The organism is Streptococcus cristatus (assembly GCF_008369405.1).
GTDB lineage: Bacteria > Bacillota > Bacilli > Lactobacillales > Streptococcaceae > Streptococcus > Streptococcus cristatus_G.
Map to the genome: position 1 here is coordinate 38,149 of NZ_VSJJ01000005.1, position 20,990 is coordinate 59,138.

Sequence of the window (20,990 nt, forward strand, 5' to 3'; positions counted from 1 at the left end):
CGAAATCGAATTCTAACGAATTACCGATTTCTGTCCCACTCTCTCTATGTCTTTTTATTTAAGATTTTTAACAACTTCTGCTACATGCTCAACTGTAAAGCCGTATTCTTCCAGAACCTTGCCTGCTGGAGCAGATGCACCGAACTGGTCGATTCCAATAACTGCGCCGTCCAAACCGACATACTTGTACCAAGGCTGGCTAGCTGCCATTTCGATTGCTACGCGGCGACGAACTACATTTGGCAAAATTTCTTCTTTGTAGGCTACATCTTGAGCATCAAAAAGTTCTGTCGATGGCACGCTGACCACGCGGATTTTAGCGCCTTCTGCTGCCAGTGCTTTAGCAGCTGCAACAGCCAAATTAACCTCAGAACCAGAAGCCAGCAAGATGGTGTCGAAATCTGCTCCTGTTTCATAGACCACATAAGCACCTTTAGCGACCTTGTCAAAGTCTGTGCCTTCTTCAACTGTCAGATTTTGGCGGGTCAAGACCAGAGCAGTCGGAGTGGATTGGCTCTTAAGGGCCAGGTACCAAGCTGCCTGAGTTTCACGCGCATCTGCTGGGCGAAGGACAGTCAGGTTTGGAATGGCACGCAGACCAGCCAAATGCTCAATTGGTTCGTGAGTTGGGCCGTCTTCACCAACTGCAATTGAGTCATGTGTGAAGACATAAGTCACTGGCAAACCTTGCAGGGCAGATAAACGGACAGCTGCCTTGACATAGTCTGAGAAGACGAAGAAGGTACCACCGTAAACGCGAAGGCCACCATGAAGCGCCATACCGTTGAGAATTGTTCCCATAGCAAACTCGCGCACACCAAATTGGATGTTGCGGTTGAGACGGTGGGCATCATCCTGCAAGCCGTCTTCCTTGATGTAGGTCATATTGGAATGAGCCAAGTCAGCAGAACCGCCGAGGAAAGTTGGAAGGACCTTAGCTGCTGCATTGAGGGCATCCTGACTAGAATTACGGGTTGCTTGAGAGAAGCCATTTTCAAGTACTGGGAAATCTTCTGGCTTAATCTCTACTGGATCCTGACCAGCAATGATAGCTGTTACTTCTGCTGCCAATTCTGGATGGGCTTGCTTGTAGTCCTCTACTAACTGTTTCCATGCATCGTAAGCCGCTGCACCACGCTCTGCTACATTTGTACGGTAGTCTGCATAGACTTCCTCAGGAATCTCAAATGGCGCATAATCCCAGCCCAAGGCTTTACGAGTAGCTTCTGCTTCTTCTGCTCCCAGAGGCGCACCGTGAACTGCATTAGTTCCTTGCTTGTTTGGAGAACCGTAACCGATAACCGTCTTAACTTCAATCAAAGATGGCTTGCCAGAAGCTTTCGCTTCATTGATAGCTGCATCAATAGCTGCAAGATCTGTGCCGTCTTCTACCAAGGCAGTATGCCAACCGTAGGCTTCATAGCGGGCACGAACATTTTCTGTAAAGGAATCCTTGGTTTCCCCGTCCAAGTTGATATCATTTGAATCATAGAGAACAACCAGCTTGTCCAGCTTTTGCAATCCAGCGTAAGAAGCCGCCTCAGCTGAAACCCCCTCCATCAAATCACCATCACCACAGATGACGTAAGTGTAATGGTCGAAAATTGGATAGCCATCACGGTTGTACTTGGCAGCCAAGAAACGCTCTGCCTGAGCAAATCCAGTCGCTGTAGAAATCCCTTGTCCCAATGGTCCAGTCGTCGCATCAACTCCAGCAGTATGACCAAACTCTGGGTGACCTGGTGTCTTAGAGCCCCATTGACGGAAGTTTTTGATTTCTTCCATGCTGACATCTTTAAAGCCAGACAGATGGAGCAAGGCATAAAGCAACATAGAGCCGTGTCCTGCAGACAGAACGAAGCGATCGCGGTTAATCCAATTTGGCTCTTCTGGATTGATACGCAATTGTTTAGTAAACAGATCATAAGCCATCGGCGCAGCGCCCATAACGACACCAGGGTGGCCTGACTTAGACTTTTCAATTGCGTCAATTCCTAAAAAGCGAATGGCATTAACAGATAATTGTGACATTGAATTCTCCTTATAAAAAATTTAGCGGGCTGCTACAACCAGCAGACATTCCGACGCTCATTTTTCTTATTTCCATTATATGAAATTTTTGTCTTTACTGCAATAATAGAAAGGTCATTCTTTTCTTCAAAAAAGAACCCCACAAGCAAGCACTCGTAGAATTCTATGTTTTGATATTTTTCTCTATAATATTCGGCAGCTTATTGAATGGTAATGCCGTATTTTTCATGGTTTTCTTCGTACCAGTTAATCAGAGCAATGGCCGTTTGATAAGTAATATTTTTAATCTTGCTGCTACCTTTGACAAGTGTCAAAATGCTCATTTTACTGATATTGGCATCCGTCGCCACACGATAACTTGTCAAAACTCCATCGATTAATAATTGAATAACAGCTTCTACCTTTTTATAATCAGACATTGTAGTAATATCCAATTTCTCCATTTTACATTCCTTCCATAACATTTTATTTTTTCTATCTATTATACACTTTTCTATGGTATTTACATATATAAATGCTTGAAAGGTTGGAAAAGGAGCAAATGGTCGATTATTTCTAGCTAGTTTAGCTAGATTTCGAAAAGGTTGACAAGCGATAAATGCGAGTATTAGTCCATATAGGATAGCAGGTAGCCGTAGCCTTCCTCTTCCATTTGCTCTCTCGGGATAAATCGCAGAGCTGCTGAGTTGATGCAGTAGCGCAGGCCGCCTAATTCTTGAGGTCCGTCGGTAAAAACATGACCCAGATGGGCATTTCCTGAGCGACTTCGCACTTCGATTCGCTCCATGCCATGGCTCAAATCTTGGTAATACTTGATAACCTCGCGAGCGATAGGACGAGCAAAGCTAGGCCAGCCACAGCCAGATTCAAACTTGTCAGCCGCAAAAAAGAGTGGCTCCCCAGTCGTCACATCAACATAAATCCCTGCCTCAAAAGTGCTATTGTAAGCATTATGGAAAGGGCGCTCCGTTGCGCTCTGCTGGGTCACCTGATATTGCTCCTCAGTCAACACAGCCTTAAGCTGCTGCTGGTTCGGCTTAGGATAATGACCCGCATCGACCAAGGGCTGCTCAGCATCCTTGACATTGATATGGCAATAACCCGTCGGATTTTTCTTGAGATAGTCCTGATGATAATCCTCGGCCAAGATATAATGGCGCAGGGGCTCAAGCTCTACTGCTAACTTTTGCCCAAGCTGCTCCTCCTGCTCAGCAAAAACCTGCTCGATAGTCGAACGATCCGCCTCACGGACATAGTAAACACCTGTCCGATACTGACGGCCTATATCATTGCCCTGTTTGTTGATGGACAGGGGATCAATGACTCGGAAATAATAGAGCAAAATTTCCCGCAGGCTGATTTTTTCTTCGTCATAAATCAAGTGCACCGTCTCCGCGTGGTCGGTTTGGTGAATGAGCTGGTAGTTGGTGTACTCCACTTGCCCATTGGCATAGCCTACTGTCGTTTTCTCAACGCCTGCAATTCGAGAAAAATATTCCTCCAAGCCCCAGAAACAACCGCCTGCTAGATAAATTTCTGCCATAAACATCCCTCCAATCTTTTCCTCTATTTTCTCATAAAAAGGGAAACTTTTATAGGATTTTGATTGGTACTTTCTTAGAAATCATACGAAATATTGCTCTTCCCATCCTAGACAAAATCAATGCTTTCAAAAAGATAAAAATCGAAAGCTTCTCTTTTGGAAACTCTCGATTTTTAAAGCTCGGTCTGACTAAATGAGAACGGTGAATACAATCAAGCCTTTTTTATAGCTGACTGCGATTTTCCCTTTAAAAAGATTGACCAGACTTTCGGCCATAGAGAGGCCGATTCCGTAGCCTGCCCGCTTGTGGTTATGGGACTCATCTTCGCGGTAGAAGCGGTCAAAGAAGCGGCTATAGTCAACATTTTCCCCATCAGCATAGCTATTGGAAACAATCAAGCGTGCCCGTTTTCTACGCTTGGCCTTGGTCAGAGTCACAAAAATCTGACCGTCCTCATCGCAGTATTTACAAGCATTGTCAATCAAAATACTGACCAATTCATAGAGTTCATCCTGACTGGCCTTGACATGGATGCCTTCCTGAACCTTAATCTGATAACCCTTCCCAGCTTTTTCAGCCACGGATTTGAAATCTTGGGCTACCTTTTGGACTAGACTGGAAAAATCCACATCTACCAAGGCAATATCCGGCTGCTCCTCCAAACGAGCCAGGCTGACCATTTGATTGATGAGATTGCTGAGGCGACTGACCTGATCCTTGGTGCTTTCCGTCCACTCATTCTCTCCCGTCATCAATTCTTGCAATTCTGTATTGGCCGAAATGATTGCCAGAGGCGTTTTCAATTCATGACCGGCATTGGTGATGAAGCGCTTCTGCTTCTCATAATTCCTGACATAGGGGCGAATGGCCCAGCTAGACACGATGGAAATGATGACAATAAAGAAAATGACGCTATAAAGGGCCGAACGAATGGAAACCCACAAAAAGTCATTGTGATCCTCAAGGTATTTGGTCGAATCCAGCACGACAACCAAGTAACGCTTGGTCTTTGCATCCCGCGTTACCTGATAGGAATAATACTGGCTGCCGATAGTGAAAATCCCATTCTTGCGTTGCTGCTTGATGACTGATTTGGCCGATTTTAAGGCTTGCTCTTTAGACAGGTTAGAAATATTGTTCAGATTGGATGAGTAGACCGTCCCATCTTCATTAAATACAGCGCTATAATAGCGGTATTGATAAATAGTATCAATCGAGATATGGTCATTATCTAAAGCCTGAGCCGTGGCCTGAACGCTGGGAAATTCCCCCCGATTGTCTGACAGGATATTCAATACAGCTTGGATTTCTCCAGTTGTTTGAAGAAAGCGGACTGAGTTGAGCGCCCCAACTAGAAAAAATAGAATGCCTGTGACAGCTAGTGATGCGATGAGGATAAAGCGAATTCTAAGTTTCCGAAACATGCTTGTCTCCTTCTACTGACACTAGGCAAAAACTGCCATTTTCCTCACCTAAAATAGTCAGGTCTGCATTGATGGCCTTGAGCTTCTGGCGGAGATAAGAGATATAGATCCAGACAAAGCCTTCATCCAAGTCCTCGCTTTGCTCCCCCTTCCAAACATGCTGGAAAATTTCTTTTGTTGTCAGCTTTTTGCCACTATTTAGCATCAAAAATTCCATCATTTTGGATTCCTTACTAGCCAGGCGGATGGAATTGGAGCTGGCTAATTCGTGCTCACCGACATCCAGACTGGTCCGACCAACCTGCAACAGATTGGGAGTGAAAGCCTCCAAACGACGGGACATGGAGCGCAGACGGGCTAAGAGTTCCTTGAGGGAGAAAGGCTTGGTCAGATAATCATCTGCACCCGCATCCAGACCTGTGACCTTGTCGTCAATTTCTGACATAGCCGTCAACATGATGACCTGACTCGTATTTCCTGATTGACGGATTTCTCTTAAGGCTTCCAGACCCGTTTTCTTCGGCATCATAATATCTAAAATCATCAAATCATAGGCATTTTCCAAAGCTAAGTCAACAGCTTTTTGTCCATCAAAAGCCACATCCACCTCGTAACCTTCGTGGAGCATGGCTGTTTGTAGAACACGGGAGAGCTGCTCCTCATCTTCTGCTAACAAAATTTTCATCTTTTCTACTCACTTTCTCGGATCAGATTGCGAATGGTCTGCATGGTCACATCACAGGAAGCCAGCTCATCCGCACAGCGTTTCAGCTCTCGGACAATCCGCTTGGTATCTTTTATTTCATGCTTGTATTTCATCTGATGCTCCAGACTAGCCCAAGAATCCATGGCAATGGTCCGCAGCTGGACTTCCACAAAATAAGAGCCTGGCTGATTGCCCAAACAGTCTTCGTAGGGCGTTTCCACTTCTAAAATCAAATGATAGGAGCGGTAGCCATTTGGCTTGGCCGACAGGATGTAGTCCTTCTCAAGGATAATCTTGCAGCCCTCCAGCCCCCGAATAACATCAATCGTCTGGTAAATATCGTCAATAAAGCCGCAAACAATCCGAATTCCTATTGCATCACGAATTTTCTTGAGGGCAGACTCAGGAGTCTGGGGCAGATTTTTACGAGTACATTTTTCCAGCATGCTGGCCTCATCCTTGACACGAGCATTAAAATGCTCAAACAGCTTATGTCCTGTTTCCTGCTTTATTTTTTTATTTTCAGCTTTGATACGCTGACTGATATCTTCTAGTATTTTGGGCAAATAGTCACCGTATTTGCCATAAATAGCTTGCTCGTGCATGGTTCTCTCCTCATTTTTCCTTTTTTCATTATAGCATAGCTGTCTGTAGTTTCCCTACTTCTACCCTATTCTCCATCAGTGCTAGTGGTTCTCTTTGGCAGACTTAGCTTCATCATACACATCCTGACTTAAACAAAGCAAAATCAACAACTACATTTTTTCTGCTCCATTAAAAATAAAAAGACGGGAAATTTCCCATCTTTGACTAAAGATTTAGTTCTTTGTATTCCGTTCGGTAACCAACTTGTACAATCCGATCATCTTGGACTAGCAGTGGTCGCTTAATCAGCATGCCGTCGGTCGCCAAAAGTGCGGCTGCCTCCTCAGCAGAAAACTGAGGCACCTTATCCTTGAGCCCCAATTCTCGATACTTGATACCACTGGTATTAAAGAAAGACTTAATCTCCAAATCTGAATGAGTCATCCATTGCAAAAGTTGCTCTTGGCTAGGCGTTTCCTTGACAATATCCACCGCTTCAAAGTCCAGTCCTAATTGATTGAGCTCAGCCTTGGCCTTGCGGCAGGTAGAGCATTTTGGGTATTCGATAAATTGTAACATTGTTTTTCCTCCGTCCTTATGATAGCCCAGCTAGCTCCTACTTGTCAAGCTGAGACTCATTTGAAAAAAGCCGACAAGCTGAACACTCATCGGCAAGCATAGACGCATTCCATAAAGAAACACCTCTATTTTTCGATTATTTTTTAATCAAACGCACGCGCACAATATTGTCGCTATTCTCAAATTTATCAACCAGCTCCTGAATCTTGCTTTCGTCCGACTCATCCAGATCCAGCAAAGTATAGGCATAGTCGCCTTTAGAACGGTTGATGATATTATCAATATTGATATTCAAATCACTGACCGCTGTTGAAATCCGAGCCACAATATTCGGCACATTTTTGTTAATCAGAGTAATCCGATAAGGAGCTGAGAGCGCCTGACGGACATTAGGGAAATTGACTGAGTTGATAATCTCGCCCGTTTTCATGAAGCGACGAATAGTCTTGCCGGCCATGATAGCACAGTTGAGCTCAGCTTCTTCGGTCGAGCCACCCAGATGCGGAAAGACGGTAATCTGAGGATGGTTGAGCAATTCCTCCACGCCGAAGTCTGTGATATATCGTTTGACAACACCAGCTTCCAAGGCCTCAAAGAGGGCTGCATTGTCCACCAGCTCACCCCGAGCGAAATTGATAATTGTGGTACCTTTTTGCATGGCTTCAAAAGCCGCTTGATTAAAGGTCGCACGAGTATCCTCAGTTAGAGGCACATGGATAGTGATGTAGTCGCTTTTTTCAAAAATTTCCTTGATGTCTGCTACCCGCTTGACATGACTAGAGATATTCCAAGCCGTCTCAATGGATACATAAGGATCATAGCCTAGGACATTCATTCCCAGACGGTAGGCATCATTAGCAATGCGTCCACCAATAGCTCCCAGACCGATGACACCCAAGGTTTTATTGGCAATTTCTGTACCCGCAAACTGCTTTTTGCCAGCTTCCACTTGCTTGGGAACACCATCACCAGAAAGACCATTAGCCCAGCTGTTAGCTGCGATATAGTCACGCGCAGACAGAAGAATGGAAGCCAAGACAGCTTCTTTCACCGCGTTGGCATTAGCTCCAGGCGTGTTGAAAACCACGATTCCCTGAGCTGTTGCTTGGTCAACAGGAATATTATTGGTTCCTGCACCTGCCCGCGCAATGGCTTTGAGCTTGCTTGGAAATTCCTGGCCATGCAGGTTTTGGCTACGCAGGATATAAGCATCTGGATTATCAGACTTGTCTCCGTCAATCTGAAAAGCATTGCCCAGCTCCTTAAGCCCGATTTGATTGATATTGTTAAATGTTTTGACACTAAAGACCATAGCTTCCCTCTCTTAAGAATTTTCTTCTTCAAATTTCTGCATAAAGGCAATCAAGTCCTTGACACCTTGGAGCGGAAAGGCATTGTAGAGACTAGCTCTCATGCCGCCTACGCTGCGGTGCCCCTTAATATTCTTGAATCCCGCTGCTGCAGCCTCTTTGTTAAACTTGGCATCCAACTCTGGGCTAGGAGATACAAAGGGAATATTGGCGACTGAGCGTTGCTCCTTGTAACGGACTGGACTGCGGTAAAAGTCTGACTGCTCAATGAAGTCGTACAAGAGACCTGATTTTTCGCGATTGCGCTTTTCCATTTCTGCTACGCCACCCAGCTTCTTGACCCATTCAAAGACCAGCTTGGCCATATAGATAGCGAAAGTCGGTGGTGTATTGTAAAGAGAGTCATTGTCCTCCTGAATACGGTAGTCCAGCATACTAGATAGAACTGGCTCTTCATTGAGCAAATCCTCACGAATGATGACCACTGTCACACCGGCAGGTCCGATATTCTTCTGAGCCCCAGCATAAATCAAACCGAAATCCTCTACTCGGTATTGAGCAGCCAGGATATTAGAAGACATATCCGCCACAATCGGCACGCCATTGGTCGCTGGCAGGTCGTAGATAGACGTTCCTTCGATAGTATTATTGCTTGTCAAATGCACATAAGCCGCCTGCGGATCAATCTCCTTTTCATCAAAAGAAGGAATTTCCGCATAGTTCAAGTCCTCTGACGAAGCCAAGAGAATAGGTTCAAAAGGCACGGTCTTAGACAGCTTAACTGCTTCTGTGTAGGCTTTCTTGCCCCAAGATCCAGCTACTAGGTAGTAGGCCTTGCCCCCCTTAGCGAGATTGAGCGGAATCATACTAAACTGGGTAGAAGCTCCCCCCTGCAGGAAGAGCACGCGGTAATTGTCCGGAATAGCCATGAGCTCACACAGCAAGCTCTCAGCTTCTTTGATAATATCGTCAAACTCCTTGGATCGGTGGGATAGCTCCATCACGCTCATGCCGCTTTGGGCATAGTCTAAAAACTCAGCCTGAGCTTTTTTCAAGACTTCCTTGGGCAATACTGCCGGTCCAGCAGAAAAATTGTAAATGGTCATATCCTACCTCCAAAAATGTATTTTGTCTATCATATCACAATGTTCAGAAAATTTCTATAATTCTTTCAAATATATTTTACCTTGTGGGGAATTCCCGAACAAAAGGAGGGTTTTTAACAAAAAAACTAGTCGAATAGGACTAGTTTCTGTCTTCTTCATGATAAAGAGCATAGAGCTGACTCTTATTGCGCCCGTATTTTTTAGCTACTTCCTTGATAGCCTGATTTTTCTTGCTACCGGATTGGACCAAGCTGTCAATTTCAGCCAAGAGATCCGCATCCGCTTTATCTTCCTTCTCCAGACTTGCACCAGCCACAATCAGGAGACACTCGCCCTTGAGGGCATTCTCTGCCAGATAGTCTATCAACTCAGAAATCCTTCCTCTTTGGTATTCTTCGTAGATTTTGGTGAGCTCACGAACCAAGACCACTGAGCGATCGCCATAGACTTCCAGCATATTTTCCAGCGTAGCCTTGACCCTATGAGGAGATTCGTAAAAGATCTGTGTCTCTGGATAAGATTTTTTACTCTCGAAAAATTCCTTCTGCTGTCCAGACTTGCGAGGCAAGAAACCATAAAAAATATGAGGCTGAGGCTCTAAACCACTGGCAATCAGAGCGGAAATCCCTGCGCTGGGCCCCGGAATCGTCACCACAGAAATGTCCTCAGCAATAGCAGCCTTAACCAAATCATGCCCCGGATCCGAAATGCTAGGCAAGCCTGCATCGGATACCTGGGCTAGATTTTGCCCTGACTTGAGCAAGTCCAGCAAGACCGGTATCTTTTCCTGAGCATTGTGCTCATGAAAGCTGATTTGTCGCGTCTCAATTCCAAAGTGTTTGAGCAGAAGACCCGTATTTCTGGTATCTTCGGCTGCAATGACATCCACTTCCTTGAGGGTATTGACCATGCGAATGCTCATGTCGTCCATATTTCCAATGGGAGTCGCCACCAAATACAGCTTGCCGTAGGGCGACTGTCCCTTAAAACTCTTTTGAATCTGCATCTCTACTCCCTGAATAACAACTCGTCGCAGAACATGCACTCCGCATCGTTTTCTCGGCGTTGACCATAGAAATCTGTACACACATGAAAGCCATCGTAGTACAATTTGCGGAGATTGTCCCGATTTTTATTGATTTTAACCGGTGCTGCTTGCTCTACCTCACCTAGTCGCTCTCTCAGCTTGTCATTTTCTAGCTGGAGGACGATATTTTCCTCCACGACACTCTTAAGATTTTTCTTGATGGCTTCTACCTCGGCAAGGGTCACTAAAAGCGTCTGAGAAAAATCATCTAAGGCATCAAATAGTTCTTTTTTATTCATTATCTGCTCCTATCTCGCTTGGGCACTGGCTTTTAAAATCATGTATTCCAGAGCATTTTGAAAAGACACATTGGCGCGCCACATCTTCTTTGCTTCTAAGAGACCTTCCAGTTTCTTGCGACCTGCCTCGCTTCCGAGTTCCTTGGCCAGCAAGACCTCCAAGATTTTAAGGGCCTGCTCCTGTTTATCCTTGTCCTCAGCCAGTTTAGCTAGCTTGGCCACTTGAAGATAAGCCTGATTCTCATTGGTCAAGGCAGCTTTAACAAATCGCTGGCTCTCACTGACCAGCTCAAAGAAAGGCTTATTGGACACCAGCTGATCGGCCTCTTCCTGGGTCTGGCTATAAGCAGCCAGTAACTCAGCCTGACTTTTGATTAAGCCAGCCTCTTCCAGCTGGTGCTGGAGAGCAGCCCGATTCTTCCGAAAGTGAAAGATCTGTGTTCGGCTCTTGATGGTGGGCAAAATCAGATGCTCATCGGCTGTCAAAAGAAAGATGTAAATCTCACTCTGGGGCTCTTCGATGACCTTGAGGAGAGAATTAGCGGCATTGATATGCATCTTATCCGCATCACAAATGATAAAGACCTGTCTGTTGCCCTCCATACCGCTCTGGGAGAAACTTCTCACCAGCTCACGAATGCGCTCCGTTTTGATAATGCCATTCACCGGCCGCACAATCGTCACATCTGAGAAATCCTCACTCTCAATCAAGCAACAGGCCCGACAAGTACCGCAGGGCCAAACTCCCTGACGATTCTCACAAAAGAGACTCTGGGACAAGGTCAAAGCCATGGTAAAACTAGAAAAATTTCCCGAGAATAAATAAGCATGATTGAGCCGCCCTGATTCTAAGATTTGCTGAAAAGTTTCTGTAAGCTGAGGCTGGGCCTGACGTAATTCTTCTACTGTCATTTTTCTTTGATAAAACGTTCTTTAATAACTGCCAAACTGTCGGCCACTACTTGCTCCAGCGGCTGACTAGCATCTATCTTGACGACACGTTCTGGTTCCTTTTCTAAAATAGTCAGATAGCCTTGACGCACGCGCTCATGCAGGTCGAGACCTTCCAGATCCAAACGATTGACTTCACGCTCCTTATTTCGAGCAATGCGAGCCAGACCTTCTTTGACATCAATATCGAAATAGAGGGTCAAATCTGGCTTGAGTCCATCAGTCGCAAACTGGTTGAGCCATTCCACATCGTCAACTGCCAAGCCCCGGCCGTAGCCTTGGTAGGCTACCGAGCTATCAATAAAACGATCTTGCAAGACCCATGTCCCTTGCTCCAAGGCGGGCAGAACCTTCTCCGCCAAATGCTGACGTCGGCTGGCAATATAAAGCAGCAGCTCCGTCTTAGCATCCATGGCTGTGTGCCCCTTATCCAAAATCACCTCGCGGATTTTCTCAGAAATAGCCACACCGCCAGGCTCTCTAGTCTTCAGCAACTCATAGCCCATCTCTTTCAGCTGAGGAAGCAAAGCCTCTAATACACTGGTCTTCCCAGCACCTTCTGGGCCTTCTAGCGATATAAAAACACCTTTTTTCATCGTTTTCCTTTTACATTCATTCTGCCAATGGCTGCAGAAATTCCTATTTTAGTCTATGCTTTATTGTACCAAAAATTATCCCAAAAGCCCATAGAAGAATTTCTCGAAAAATATTTCATATTATTTTCAAAAATGAAAACTTTTGATAAAATAGAGTCAGAAAATTCTTAGGAGAGTCTGATGTTTAAATTTAAAAATATACTGGCCATCATTCTGGGGGCTGGAATTTTTTCTTTTGGGATTCATTATTTGGTAATTCCTTTTCACTTATATGAGGGCGGAGCAACGGGGATAACCTTGATTGTCTACTACCTCTTCAAGATTCCTGTATCAACCACCAATTTGGTCATCAATATTCCACTCTTTATTCTCGCTTGGAAATTACTGGGAAATCGCACCCTTTACCTTAGTATTTTAGGGACTTTCTCTGTATCAGCTTGGCTTAAACTATTCGAGTTGCTACCTGCTTCCAAACATTTGCAAGACTATTTCTTTTCTTCCTTGGATGGTGACGTCTTACTGGCCTGCCTTGGAACGGGAATTATTCTTGGAGTTGGCCTAGGCATTATTTTCAATGCTGGAGGGACGACTGGTGGTACTGATATTGTAGCTCGTATTTTCAATAAATATACCAGCATCTCCATGGGACGACTCATGCTGACAGTGGACTTTATCGTGATTTCTCTGGTTCTTTTAGTCTTCAAAGATCTGCGCATGGTTTCTTATACGCTTATGTTTGTCTTTATCACCTCTCGTGTTATTGACTTGATTGCTGAGGGTGGCTTCGCGGGCAAAGGCTTCTTGATTGTCACCAGCAAACCAATAGAACTGGCTCAAGCTATCAATGATAAGCTTGGACGAGGAGTTACTTACCTGCAAGGACAGGGCTTCTATAGCAAGCAAGATTTGCAAATCGTTTATTGCGTTGTCTCTCGTAACGAAATGCAGCAAATGAAGAAACTCATCAATGACATCGATCCATTTGCCTTTACAACTATTACAGAAGCCCATGAAATCTTAGGAGAAGGCTTTACTCTAGACTCTAATAAACAGCCTATCGTCAAATAAATTAATCCTAGACAAAAAGACTTCAGAATGAATAATCATTCTGAAGTCTTTTTTTACTCTAAGTTATTCAATAATTGAATCAGAGTTTTAGCTGAGCGCTTGCCTGCTTCTAGGATGAATTCATCAAAAGTAACATTGGCATCATGGCTGGCTGTGTCGCTCATCGCACGAATGACCATAAAAGGCAAACCAAGAGAATGAGCGGCTTGAGCAATGGCTGCTCCCTCCATCTCGACTGCCAAAACATCAGGAAAATGTTGTTTAATTTGGTCAATCTTGTCCTGCCCAGCGATAAAGCTATCTCCCGTCGCAATCAAGCCAACTCGGCTCGTCTGCTGGTTCTTTTCCAGCACTGCTTTCATCTCCTCAACCAAGTAACGACTGGCTTCATAGTAGAGGGGTTGCCGTGCCATTTGACCGTAGTCATAGCCAAAAGCTGTCACATCCACATCATGGTAGACCAAACGATCCGCCACCACTACATCTCCAATTTCTAGACCTGGAGCCACTGCTCCAGCGGAACCTGTATTGATGACCGCCGTCACCTCAAAGTCATTGGCTAACATAGCCACACTCATGGCTGACATGACTTTGCCGATTCCACTTTCCACTAGGACAACCTCATGATGGCCAATCCGACCAGTATGGTAGACATGCCCTAGGCGCTGGTGTTTCTTTGCCATCTCCAGATGCTCTACCAGCAGCTTCAACTCCTCAGGCATAGCCGCGATAATTCCGATTTTCATGATTCATTCTTTCCTTCTTTACATTAAAAAGAGGGAGAGGAAGCAGAGTTTCATTTTCTCGTTTCCGTCACTCCCCTCTTTATCATAGCCAGATAATAGCCGCAATTAATCCAATCAAGAGAAGCACAATCCAGAATAGGATTTTGTTTAATTTAGCCTGAAAAATACTTCGTTTTTGATTTTCGATTCGACGACTTTTGATAACTGTCGGTTCAACTTCAATCTGCAGAGTATCCTGATTGACAGCTTGCCGTGGAGCAGCATAACCGAAAGTTCCTTTTCTAGCAATAGAAATGACCTTAGTTTCTTCATCGTCCATCAGCAAGGGACCATCAATATGTTCTCCACGATTGGCCCGCTCAATGATTTCATCTGTTAATAAAGCTTTTCCCATTGATCTACGTTCCTATTTATTCAGATTTTTTTGTTCCCAGTACTGAAGGGCCATGATGGTTTTGGCATCGCAGATGTCACCGTTTTGCAGCAACTGATGTGCCTCCTCCAGACTGACTTCAAAAAGTTCCAATGTTTCATCCTCGTCTTGGGGACGAGGGTTTTCGACCTTTGTTAAATGGCTGGCGCTGTAGAGCTTGATTTTTTCATTGCAAAAACCGATGGCAGAGTAGAAATCATAGACTAACTCCAGCTGTCCTGTGTAGCCCGTCTCTTCTTCTAATTCTCGGAGGGCAGCCGCTTGAGGATCTGCATTCTCTCCTAGCTCCAACTTCCCAGCTGGAATCTCATAAGAAGTCGCTTCAATCGCCTTGCGGTACTGCTTGACCAAAATCATCTTATTTTCCGGAGTGATAGCAATTACAGCCACCGCCCCATTATGGAAAATCAAATCCCGTTGGGCTTGACCTTTTCCCTCTGGCAATACCACCTGATCCTGAACCACTTTGAAAATCGGTCCTTGATAAATCTCCGTCCGTTGAACGGTTTTTTCTTCAAATTCCATGACTACACCTACTTATTTTGAGGGTGATGAGGGAGGCGCTTGGCGTATTCGGCCATGTTGGTCTGGCGACCACGTCCTAGAGCGATAGCATCTGCTGGAACACTCTTTGTAATAGTCGAACCTGCACCAACCAATGAATTATCACCCAACTCTACTGGAGCAACGATAGTTGAATTAGAGCCGACAAAAACATTATTCCCAATTAGCGTCTTATACTTATTCTGCCCATCGTAATTGGCCGTAATTGTACCAGCCCCAATATTGACATTGGCTCCCAGCTCAGCATTTCCCAGATAGGCTAAATGGCCAGCTTTAGTGTTTTCACCGAGTGCAGACGCCTTGACTTCAACGAAATTACCGACATGGACATCCTTAGCCAGACTAGAACCTGGACGGATATGGGCATATGGCCCGACCGTTACTCCATCTGCCAAGCTAGACTCTTCAATCATCGAGTTTGTAATGACCGCTCGCTGACCAATTTCTGAGTCTACAATATAAGTCCCATTGGTCAGGATAGTCTCTGCTCCAATCTTGGTTTGACCTTTCAGAGTCACATTGGCTTCGATTTGAACTTCAGGAGCGATTTCTACATCAATATCGATATAAGTCGCATCTGGATTGACAAAGCTGACACCGTTAAGCATATGCTGCTGGTTAATCCGGCGGCGCATAATGCTTTCAGCTGTTGCCAAAGCCACACGGTCGTTGACACCGAGACTTTCGTCAAAGTCTTTCAGCGTATAAGCACCGACTTTTTCCCCATTTTCACGGAAAATTCCAATCACATCTGTGATATAGTATTCTCCCTGCGCATTGTTGGTATTGATATTTTTGAGGGCCTCAAAGAGACGGGCATTGTCAAAGACATAAGTGCCCGTATTGATTTCCTTGATTTGCTGCTCAAAGTCAGAAGCATCTTTTTGCTCAACGATTTTGAGCACTTCTCCGTGCTGGTTGCGCACGATTCGTCCATAGCCAAAAGGATTGTCCGCTTCAGCAGTCAGAATTGTCGCAACATTCTTGTGATTGATATGAAAATCAATCAGATTTTTCAGGCTTTCTCCTGTAATCAAGGGAGTGTCGCCAGCAATAACTAAGGTTTGACCAGTTAGATTTTCCAAAACAGGCTCAGCCATCATGACCGCATGACCAGTTCCCAGCTGCTCGGTCTGACGGACAAACTCTGTCTGACCTGCCAAGACTTGCTCGACCAGCTCTGCCTTGTGCCCGATAACAGTGACAGTCTTCTCAGGCTCAATCGCACTGACACTACGGAAAACGTGCTCTAGCATGGAAATTCCTGCCACCTTGTGCAAGACTTTTGGTAAATCTGATTTCATGCGAGTACCCTTACCCGCAGCCAAAATAACGGCATAATTTGTCATAAATGAACTCTTTTCTCTAAGATATTACCCTTATTATACCACTAAACGAGAATTTTTTAAAATGCAAATTGCAGAAGCAGGGAATCGAACATAGAGAAAAAGGTTTATGGACCAAATCACTCTGCTCAATTCTCAATCTACTCCATCCAGTCCAATTCTTTAAAGTTCTTTTAGCGGGGCTAAATACATTTTTTCCTTCGTTTATACCAGCTTTTGATAGCAGCGAATAACCAGCAAATTGTTCTCCTTAAACACTGTAGGTCTATTGCTCCTATTGTCAAAATTTTGACAACGATTATACACTTAAAATTGATATTCAAAAAAATATTTGCTATAATGACCTAAGAATGAATGTTTACTCCTACCTTATGAAGTACAGAAAACTCTATAAAGCTACTAGGACAATACTATTATTAGGTGATCCACTTTGGGATGATACAATCCAAGAATTGTGAGCTCCATTTTCTAGTTTTATTGTTTTTAACTAACCAATTTATAATTTAAAATTGTAAGGAGACCTTGGTTATGATATTTACTAAAAATCGCAAGAAGAGAGATGAATACTACCAACAGATTGACAGGATCTATAATAACGATAGTATCATCATTAGCTCAAAGTTACGGGAAGAGCTCCTAAGTAGTGCCAAAGGCCTACAGAAGGGGGACCAAATTAGTTATTTGGCATTTAAGTTGTATCCTTTTGTATGTGACGAGGTGCTGAAGAATAAGTCTAATGAATTAATCGCATTCAAAAAATACCTTGAAAAAACAAGATGGAAATATTATTGGGGAAGTGTCGTTAGGGCATAAGTTGCAACTGGCACTTTTGAAAGCATTCAAGATGAATACGCAAATCATCTTCCAATATGATAAGACGATAAAAACTCATAGAATCTCTTAGTAGAGTTGTTAGTCTAGCGACTTACAGTTCACACTAGTTGAGGCTCTGTGAGTTTTTTTCCTGCATGATATTTACAATCTATCCATAAAAAAGAGGCTGGGACTCTTTTGTCCCAACCTCCTGAATATAGGTACTGTTAGCTCATTAAAATGTGCAAAAATCCCATATAAATTGTTTTGTAACCAGCTGTAATCTAAGCTCTCACAGAGATAAATGGTGAACCTTCTGTATTATCTTCAGGCGCTCCGCTCTTTGAACCAAAGATATAATCCACTGAATACCAACCGTTATTATTAGCATTATAAGGATCATAGACCTGGGTTTGACCATTTTGATAGCCTCTTAAGACTATCTCATGGGTAACAGGATAGCTAGCAAAGACGCTATTACCAACAGCCGCCATGACATGATGGCCTGCTGCCAAAGCTTCTTTAAGGGCTGATGATGAATGCAAGACGTCTGTGGTCAGTCCCCAGTTTTGTGCCCCTTGGACAATCCCCTTACTTGACGTTCCAAATAGACCATTTTTGTTAAAGGAGTCCGTATGATGATAAAGGAAGTCCGCTACGGTTGTTGGTAAAACAGTTTGACCTGTAATACCAGAAATAGTCATTGCTAATGTAGTAGGAACACAGCCAGTAGCTGCTAAATTATATTTCCCATAATATAAACCAGCCCATCTAGGATCACGTTGTGAATAATAAGGCGTATCATAAACTCCTCTGTTGACCGTTGTAGTCGTTCCACCAACGCCTACCAAACTACCATCATTTTGAACATAGTAGAGGTGAATATTGTATTCTCCCGTAGAATATTTATGGCTAGAGGTGCGTACTAGGGCCTTATAACTACCATCCGCTTGCCTTTGAGCCCGATACCAAACAATGTCATCCTGACCATTAACACTTGACCAAGTCGGCAGGCTAACTTCCTTGACTCCTTTTGGACTATAAACATTGGTTACTACAACTTCGAACGTGCCTAATCGAGGATTATTGTTTTTAATGGTGATTTGACCCGTTGGCTTAATGTGCTCTGAAGCTACATTCGCTGTTGTCTTCGTGCCTCCGACCCCAACCATACGGCCATCATTCTGAACATAGTAGAGGTGGATATTGTATTCGCCTGTAGAATACTTGTGGTCACGTAGATTGACCTGTGCCTTATAGGTACCATCAGCTTGCTTGACTGCTGTGTACCAAATAATGTCGTCCTGACCGTTAGCACTTGACCATGTTGGCAATTTGACTTCCTTGACACCATAAGCATTCTCAACTTCAGAAACCACCACCTCAAAGGTGCCTGTCTGTTGATTATTATTCTGGATAGTCAACTTACCTTTGGGAGTTCCTAGAGATACGGTCGTCTTGGTTCCTCCAACTCCGACCAACTGGCCATTATTTCCTACATAATAGAGATGGACATTGTACTCACCTGTAGAATATTTATGGTCACTCGCCTTAATATTCATCTTGTAGGTACCATCAGACTGCTTGACTGCTCGATACCAGATAATATCGTCCTGACCATTGGTGCTAGACCAAGTTGGCAGAAGCACTTCACGAACTCCCTCTGGACTGCTCACTCCGCTCACGACAACATCAAAACTACCTGTTGTTGAATTGTTATTGGCAATCGTAAGAGTTCCCTTTGGTTTAGCGATAGAAACAGTGGTTGTTGTGCCACTAACCCCAATCATCTGTCCATTATCTTGAAGATAGTAGAGGTGGATATGATACTCACCTGTGGACATCTTATGGTTGCGGGCTTGAATGCTAGCCCTGTAGGTGCCATCGGACTGCTTGGTCGCTGTGTACCAAACAATATCATCTTGGCCTTTATCACTAGACCAAATCGGAAGATGTACGCTCTTGACACCAAAAGGACTGACAACATCAGACACAACAACATCGAAGCTGCCCGTATCCGGGTTGTTGTTTTCAATTTTCAAGCTTCCTTTAGGCTTGGCTGCTAGGCTGAACTGGGTGCCTGCTACACCGACTAATTGACCGTCATCTTGGATATAGTAAAGGTGAACAGTGTAGTCTCCCAAAGAATATTTGTGATCCCGAGCCTGGATGCGAGCCCGATAGGTACCATCGGCCTGTTTGATTGCTGTATGCCAGACTAAGTCATCTTGACCTTTATCGTTAGACCAAGTCGGCAGTTTCACTTCCTTGACACCAAAAGGATTGGAAACGTTAGAGACAACGACATCAAAGCTACCAGTAGCTGGATCGTTGTTTTCAATTTTCAAGGTTCCTTTAGGTTGAGATACACTAACTGTTGTTCGAGTGCCACCTACACCAACCAGCTGACCGTCATCTTGAATATAATAGAGATGAACATTGTATTCGCCTGTTGATTTCTTATGATTTACTGCTTTGACGGTTGCCCGATAAGTACCATCAGCCTGCTTGACTGCTGTGTACCAGATCAGATCATCTTGGCCTTTATCACTGGACCAGGTCGGTAACTTGACTTCCTTGACGCCATAAGGACTGGAAACACCAGAAACAACAACATCGAAACTACCTGTATCTGGATTGTTGTTTTCAATTTTTATCGTCCCTTTAGGCTGAGCCTTAGAAACCACAGTACTTGTACCACCTACACCGACCAACTGGCCATTATCCTGAACATAATAGAGGTGGATATTGTACTCTCCTAGAGAGTTCTTGTGGTGGGAAGCTTTGACTGTGACAGTGTAGTTGCCATTGGTCTGGCGCTGCGCCTCATACCAAACTAGATCGTCTTGTCCATTGACACTAGACCAAACAGGAACAACAACTTTTTTCACACCATAAGGATTAGAAACTCCTGAGACAACAACATCGAAACTGCCTGTGTCTGGATTATTATTGACAATATCAATTTTTCCTTGTGGTTTGCCGATGGTAACAGTTGTTTTTGTACCGCCTACACCGACCAACTGATTATCTTCCAAGAGATAATAGAGGTGGATATTGTACTCACCTGTGGAATACTTATGGTCACGAGCTGAAATGCTGATTTTATAAGTACCATCTACTTGTCGTTTAGCATCGTACCAGATAATATCATCCTGACCATTCACGCTGGACCAAGTTGGTAGGGCGACTTTTTTGATGGGCTTAGGGGATGCAATGTTGGTTACATGCACATCGAAGGTACCAGCATTTGGATCAACATTTGTAATATTGATAGTGCCTTGAGGCTTGTCATCAACTGCACGAGAAACTCTCACTTTTGGCTCAGATTCTGGCTTTGTTTCTGCCTCTTGTGGCTTATCAGAAGAAGCTGTCACAGATCTAAATGAAGCTCTCCCTAAAGAAATATTTTCAGAAGAAAGTGATGCTAAATTGTCTTTAGGCTGTTCAAGCGACGAGTTGCTATCCTTTTCAGAGGGAGCTGAAGCGACTTTTTCATCTTTACCTAAAGAAGCTTCAGATGCACCACTATCTTTCTTTGTTTCAGAATCTACTTCTGAAGCCTTGTCAGCTAGTTCTGCCTGTTTAGAAGCATCTCGATTGGTCACAGCAACTGAAGGCTCCGTTTGCTGCCTATCATTTGCCACTTGATTTGTTTCGTCAGCAAAAACGCTATTAGCACTGGCTGCTAATAAAATAGCTGTACTAGCTAGATAAACTAATCCTTTTGTTTTCATACGCTTTCTCCATCCTTTTTAGAGTTGCACACCTTTATTGTAGCATAATAGGACAATTATTACAAATTGGTAACAAATTTGTTTCGCTTAATCCGAAGCTGATTTGAAACCTATTCTTTCTATTA

The 20,990-nt window shown here is 44.0% G+C and carries 19 protein-coding genes; 1 reads left to right on the forward strand and 18 read right to left on the reverse strand.

The features are described from left to right. Positions 1–54 precede the first annotated feature (54 nt). From tkt to tmk, 13 genes are all read right to left on the reverse strand, one after another. Complete coding sequence (gene tkt / locus FXF62_RS05625; RefSeq protein WP_149517991.1) at positions 55–2,031, reverse strand: transketolase; 1,977 nt, start codon at positions 2,029–2,031, stop codon at positions 55–57. Positions 2,032–2,231: 200 nt separating this feature from the next. Continuing rightward, complete coding sequence (locus FXF62_RS05630) at positions 2,232–2,474, reverse strand: hypothetical protein (protein WP_005592291.1); 243 nt, start codon at positions 2,472–2,474, stop codon at positions 2,232–2,234. Positions 2,475–2,638: 164 nt separating this feature from the next. Then, the gene (msrB, locus tag FXF62_RS05635) at positions 2,639–3,574 is read right to left on the reverse strand and encodes a peptide-methionine (R)-S-oxide reductase MsrB (protein ID WP_149517992.1); all 936 of its coding nucleotides are present in this window, start codon (positions 3,572–3,574) and stop codon (positions 2,639–2,641) included. Positions 3,575–3,763: 189 nt separating this feature from the next. Beyond that, positions 3,764–4,999, reverse strand: a complete 1,236-nt coding sequence (locus FXF62_RS05640; protein WP_149517993.1) for a sensor histidine kinase — start codon at positions 4,997–4,999, stop codon at positions 3,764–3,766. Further along, on the reverse strand, positions 4,983–5,684 hold the full coding sequence (locus tag FXF62_RS05645) for a response regulator transcription factor (protein WP_149517994.1): 702 nt from the start codon (positions 5,682–5,684) through the stop codon (positions 4,983–4,985). The genes FXF62_RS05640 and FXF62_RS05645 overlap by 17 nt, the downstream gene beginning before the upstream one ends. Before the next feature lie 5 nt (positions 5,685–5,689). Further along, positions 5,690–6,310: a GTP pyrophosphokinase gene (locus FXF62_RS05650; RefSeq protein WP_149517995.1), complete on the reverse strand. Its 621-nt coding sequence runs from the start codon at positions 6,308–6,310 to the stop codon at positions 5,690–5,692. A 205-nt stretch (positions 6,311–6,515) separates the two neighbouring features. Then, positions 6,516–6,869, reverse strand: coding sequence for an arsenate reductase family protein (locus tag FXF62_RS05655; protein ID WP_149517996.1), 354 nt, complete (start codon positions 6,867–6,869; stop codon positions 6,516–6,518). Between the two features lie 136 nt (positions 6,870–7,005). Continuing rightward, complete coding sequence (locus tag FXF62_RS05660) at positions 7,006–8,181, reverse strand: 3-phosphoglycerate dehydrogenase family protein (protein WP_149517997.1); 1,176 nt, start codon at positions 8,179–8,181, stop codon at positions 7,006–7,008. Positions 8,182–8,193: 12 nt separating this feature from the next. Further along, positions 8,194–9,285, reverse strand: a complete 1,092-nt coding sequence (serC, locus tag FXF62_RS05665; protein WP_149517998.1) for a 3-phosphoserine/phosphohydroxythreonine transaminase — start codon at positions 9,283–9,285, stop codon at positions 8,194–8,196. Positions 9,286–9,424: 139 nt separating this feature from the next. Next, the gene (rsmI, locus tag FXF62_RS05670) at positions 9,425–10,291 is read right to left on the reverse strand and encodes a 16S rRNA (cytidine(1402)-2'-O)-methyltransferase (protein WP_149517999.1); all 867 of its coding nucleotides are present in this window, start codon (positions 10,289–10,291) and stop codon (positions 9,425–9,427) included. 2 nt (positions 10,292–10,293) lie between these two features. Beyond that, the gene (yabA, locus tag FXF62_RS05675; RefSeq protein WP_005591852.1) at positions 10,294–10,611 is read right to left on the reverse strand and encodes a DNA replication initiation control protein YabA; all 318 of its coding nucleotides are present in this window, start codon (positions 10,609–10,611) and stop codon (positions 10,294–10,296) included. A gap of 9 nt (positions 10,612–10,620) precedes the next feature. Beyond that, positions 10,621–11,523 (reverse strand): DNA polymerase III subunit delta', encoded by a 903-nt coding sequence (locus tag FXF62_RS05680; protein ID WP_149518000.1) that lies wholly within the window; start codon positions 11,521–11,523, stop codon positions 10,621–10,623. Beyond that, the gene (tmk, locus tag FXF62_RS05685) at positions 11,520–12,158 is read right to left on the reverse strand and encodes a dTMP kinase (RefSeq protein WP_149518001.1); all 639 of its coding nucleotides are present in this window, start codon (positions 12,156–12,158) and stop codon (positions 11,520–11,522) included. The genes FXF62_RS05680 and tmk overlap by 4 nt, the downstream gene beginning before the upstream one ends. Positions 12,159–12,338: 180 nt before the next feature. Here tmk and FXF62_RS05690 point away from each other — a divergent pair, with 180 nt between their 5' ends. Continuing rightward, positions 12,339–13,226 (forward strand): YitT family protein, encoded by an 888-nt coding sequence (locus tag FXF62_RS05690; protein WP_149518002.1) that lies wholly within the window; start codon positions 12,339–12,341, stop codon positions 13,224–13,226. A gap of 53 nt (positions 13,227–13,279) precedes the next feature. Here the strand turns inward: FXF62_RS05690 and FXF62_RS05695 are convergent, their stop codons facing one another. From FXF62_RS05695 to FXF62_RS05720, 5 genes are all read right to left on the reverse strand, one after another. Further along, complete coding sequence (locus FXF62_RS05695) at positions 13,280–13,972, reverse strand: 5'-methylthioadenosine/adenosylhomocysteine nucleosidase (protein WP_149518003.1); 693 nt, start codon at positions 13,970–13,972, stop codon at positions 13,280–13,282. Between the two features lie 82 nt (positions 13,973–14,054). Further along, positions 14,055–14,366: a cell wall synthase accessory phosphoprotein MacP gene (gene macP / locus FXF62_RS05700; RefSeq protein ID WP_045500835.1), complete on the reverse strand. Its 312-nt coding sequence runs from the start codon at positions 14,364–14,366 to the stop codon at positions 14,055–14,057. Positions 14,367–14,378: 12 nt separating this feature from the next. Next, on the reverse strand, positions 14,379–14,930 hold the full coding sequence (locus FXF62_RS05705) for an NUDIX hydrolase (RefSeq protein WP_149518004.1): 552 nt from the start codon (positions 14,928–14,930) through the stop codon (positions 14,379–14,381). Between the two features lie 8 nt (positions 14,931–14,938). Further along, the gene (gene glmU / locus FXF62_RS05710; RefSeq protein WP_149518005.1) at positions 14,939–16,318 is read right to left on the reverse strand and encodes a bifunctional UDP-N-acetylglucosamine diphosphorylase/glucosamine-1-phosphate N-acetyltransferase GlmU; all 1,380 of its coding nucleotides are present in this window, start codon (positions 16,316–16,318) and stop codon (positions 14,939–14,941) included. Between the two features lie 1,094 nt (positions 16,319–17,412). After that, entirely contained in the window at positions 17,413–20,865 is a 3,453-nt protein-coding gene (locus FXF62_RS05720; protein WP_149518007.1) for a GBS Bsp-like repeat-containing protein, read from the reverse strand. Between the last annotated feature and the right edge of the window lie 125 nt (positions 20,866–20,990).

Excerpts from the sequence above, each read along its gene's own strand:
- tkt (WP_149517991.1), bottom strand. The coding sequence starts at position 2,031 with ATGTCACAATTATCTGTTAATGCCATTCGCTTTTTAGGAATTGACGCA.
- FXF62_RS05630 (WP_005592291.1), bottom strand. The coding sequence starts at position 2,474 with ATGGAGAAATTGGATATTACTACAATGTCTGATTATAAAAAGGTAGAA.
- msrB (WP_149517992.1), bottom strand. The coding sequence starts at position 3,574 with ATGGCAGAAATTTATCTAGCAGGCGGTTGTTTCTGGGGCTTGGAGGAA.
- FXF62_RS05640 (WP_149517993.1), bottom strand. The coding sequence starts at position 4,999 with ATGTTTCGGAAACTTAGAATTCGCTTTATCCTCATCGCATCACTAGCT.
- FXF62_RS05645 (WP_149517994.1), bottom strand. The coding sequence starts at position 5,684 with ATGAAAATTTTGTTAGCAGAAGATGAGGAGCAGCTCTCCCGTGTTCTA.
- FXF62_RS05650 (WP_149517995.1), bottom strand. The coding sequence starts at position 6,310 with ATGCACGAGCAAGCTATTTATGGCAAATACGGTGACTATTTGCCCAAA.
- FXF62_RS05655 (WP_149517996.1), bottom strand. The coding sequence starts at position 6,869 with ATGTTACAATTTATCGAATACCCAAAATGCTCTACCTGCCGCAAGGCC.
- FXF62_RS05660 (WP_149517997.1), bottom strand. The coding sequence starts at position 8,181 with ATGGTCTTTAGTGTCAAAACATTTAACAATATCAATCAAATCGGGCTT.
- serC (WP_149517998.1), bottom strand. The coding sequence starts at position 9,285 with ATGACCATTTACAATTTTTCTGCTGGACCGGCAGTATTGCCCAAGGAA.
- rsmI (WP_149517999.1), bottom strand. The coding sequence starts at position 10,291 with ATGCAGATTCAAAAGAGTTTTAAGGGACAGTCGCCCTACGGCAAGCTG.
- yabA (WP_005591852.1), bottom strand. The coding sequence starts at position 10,611 with ATGAATAAAAAAGAACTATTTGATGCCTTAGATGATTTTTCTCAGACG.
- FXF62_RS05680 (WP_149518000.1), bottom strand. The coding sequence starts at position 11,523 with ATGACAGTAGAAGAATTACGTCAGGCCCAGCCTCAGCTTACAGAAACT.
- tmk (WP_149518001.1), bottom strand. The coding sequence starts at position 12,158 with ATGAAAAAAGGTGTTTTTATATCGCTAGAAGGCCCAGAAGGTGCTGGG.
- FXF62_RS05690 (WP_149518002.1), top strand. The coding sequence starts at position 12,339 with ATGTTTAAATTTAAAAATATACTGGCCATCATTCTGGGGGCTGGAATT.
- FXF62_RS05695 (WP_149518003.1), bottom strand. The coding sequence starts at position 13,972 with ATGAAAATCGGAATTATCGCGGCTATGCCTGAGGAGTTGAAGCTGCTG.
- macP (WP_045500835.1), bottom strand. The coding sequence starts at position 14,366 with ATGGGAAAAGCTTTATTAACAGATGAAATCATTGAGCGGGCCAATCGT.
- FXF62_RS05705 (WP_149518004.1), bottom strand. The coding sequence starts at position 14,930 with ATGGAATTTGAAGAAAAAACCGTTCAACGGACGGAGATTTATCAAGGA.
- glmU (WP_149518005.1), bottom strand. The coding sequence starts at position 16,318 with ATGACAAATTATGCCGTTATTTTGGCTGCGGGTAAGGGTACTCGCATG.
- FXF62_RS05720 (WP_149518007.1), bottom strand. The coding sequence starts at position 20,865 with ATGAAAACAAAAGGATTAGTTTATCTAGCTAGTACAGCTATTTTATTA.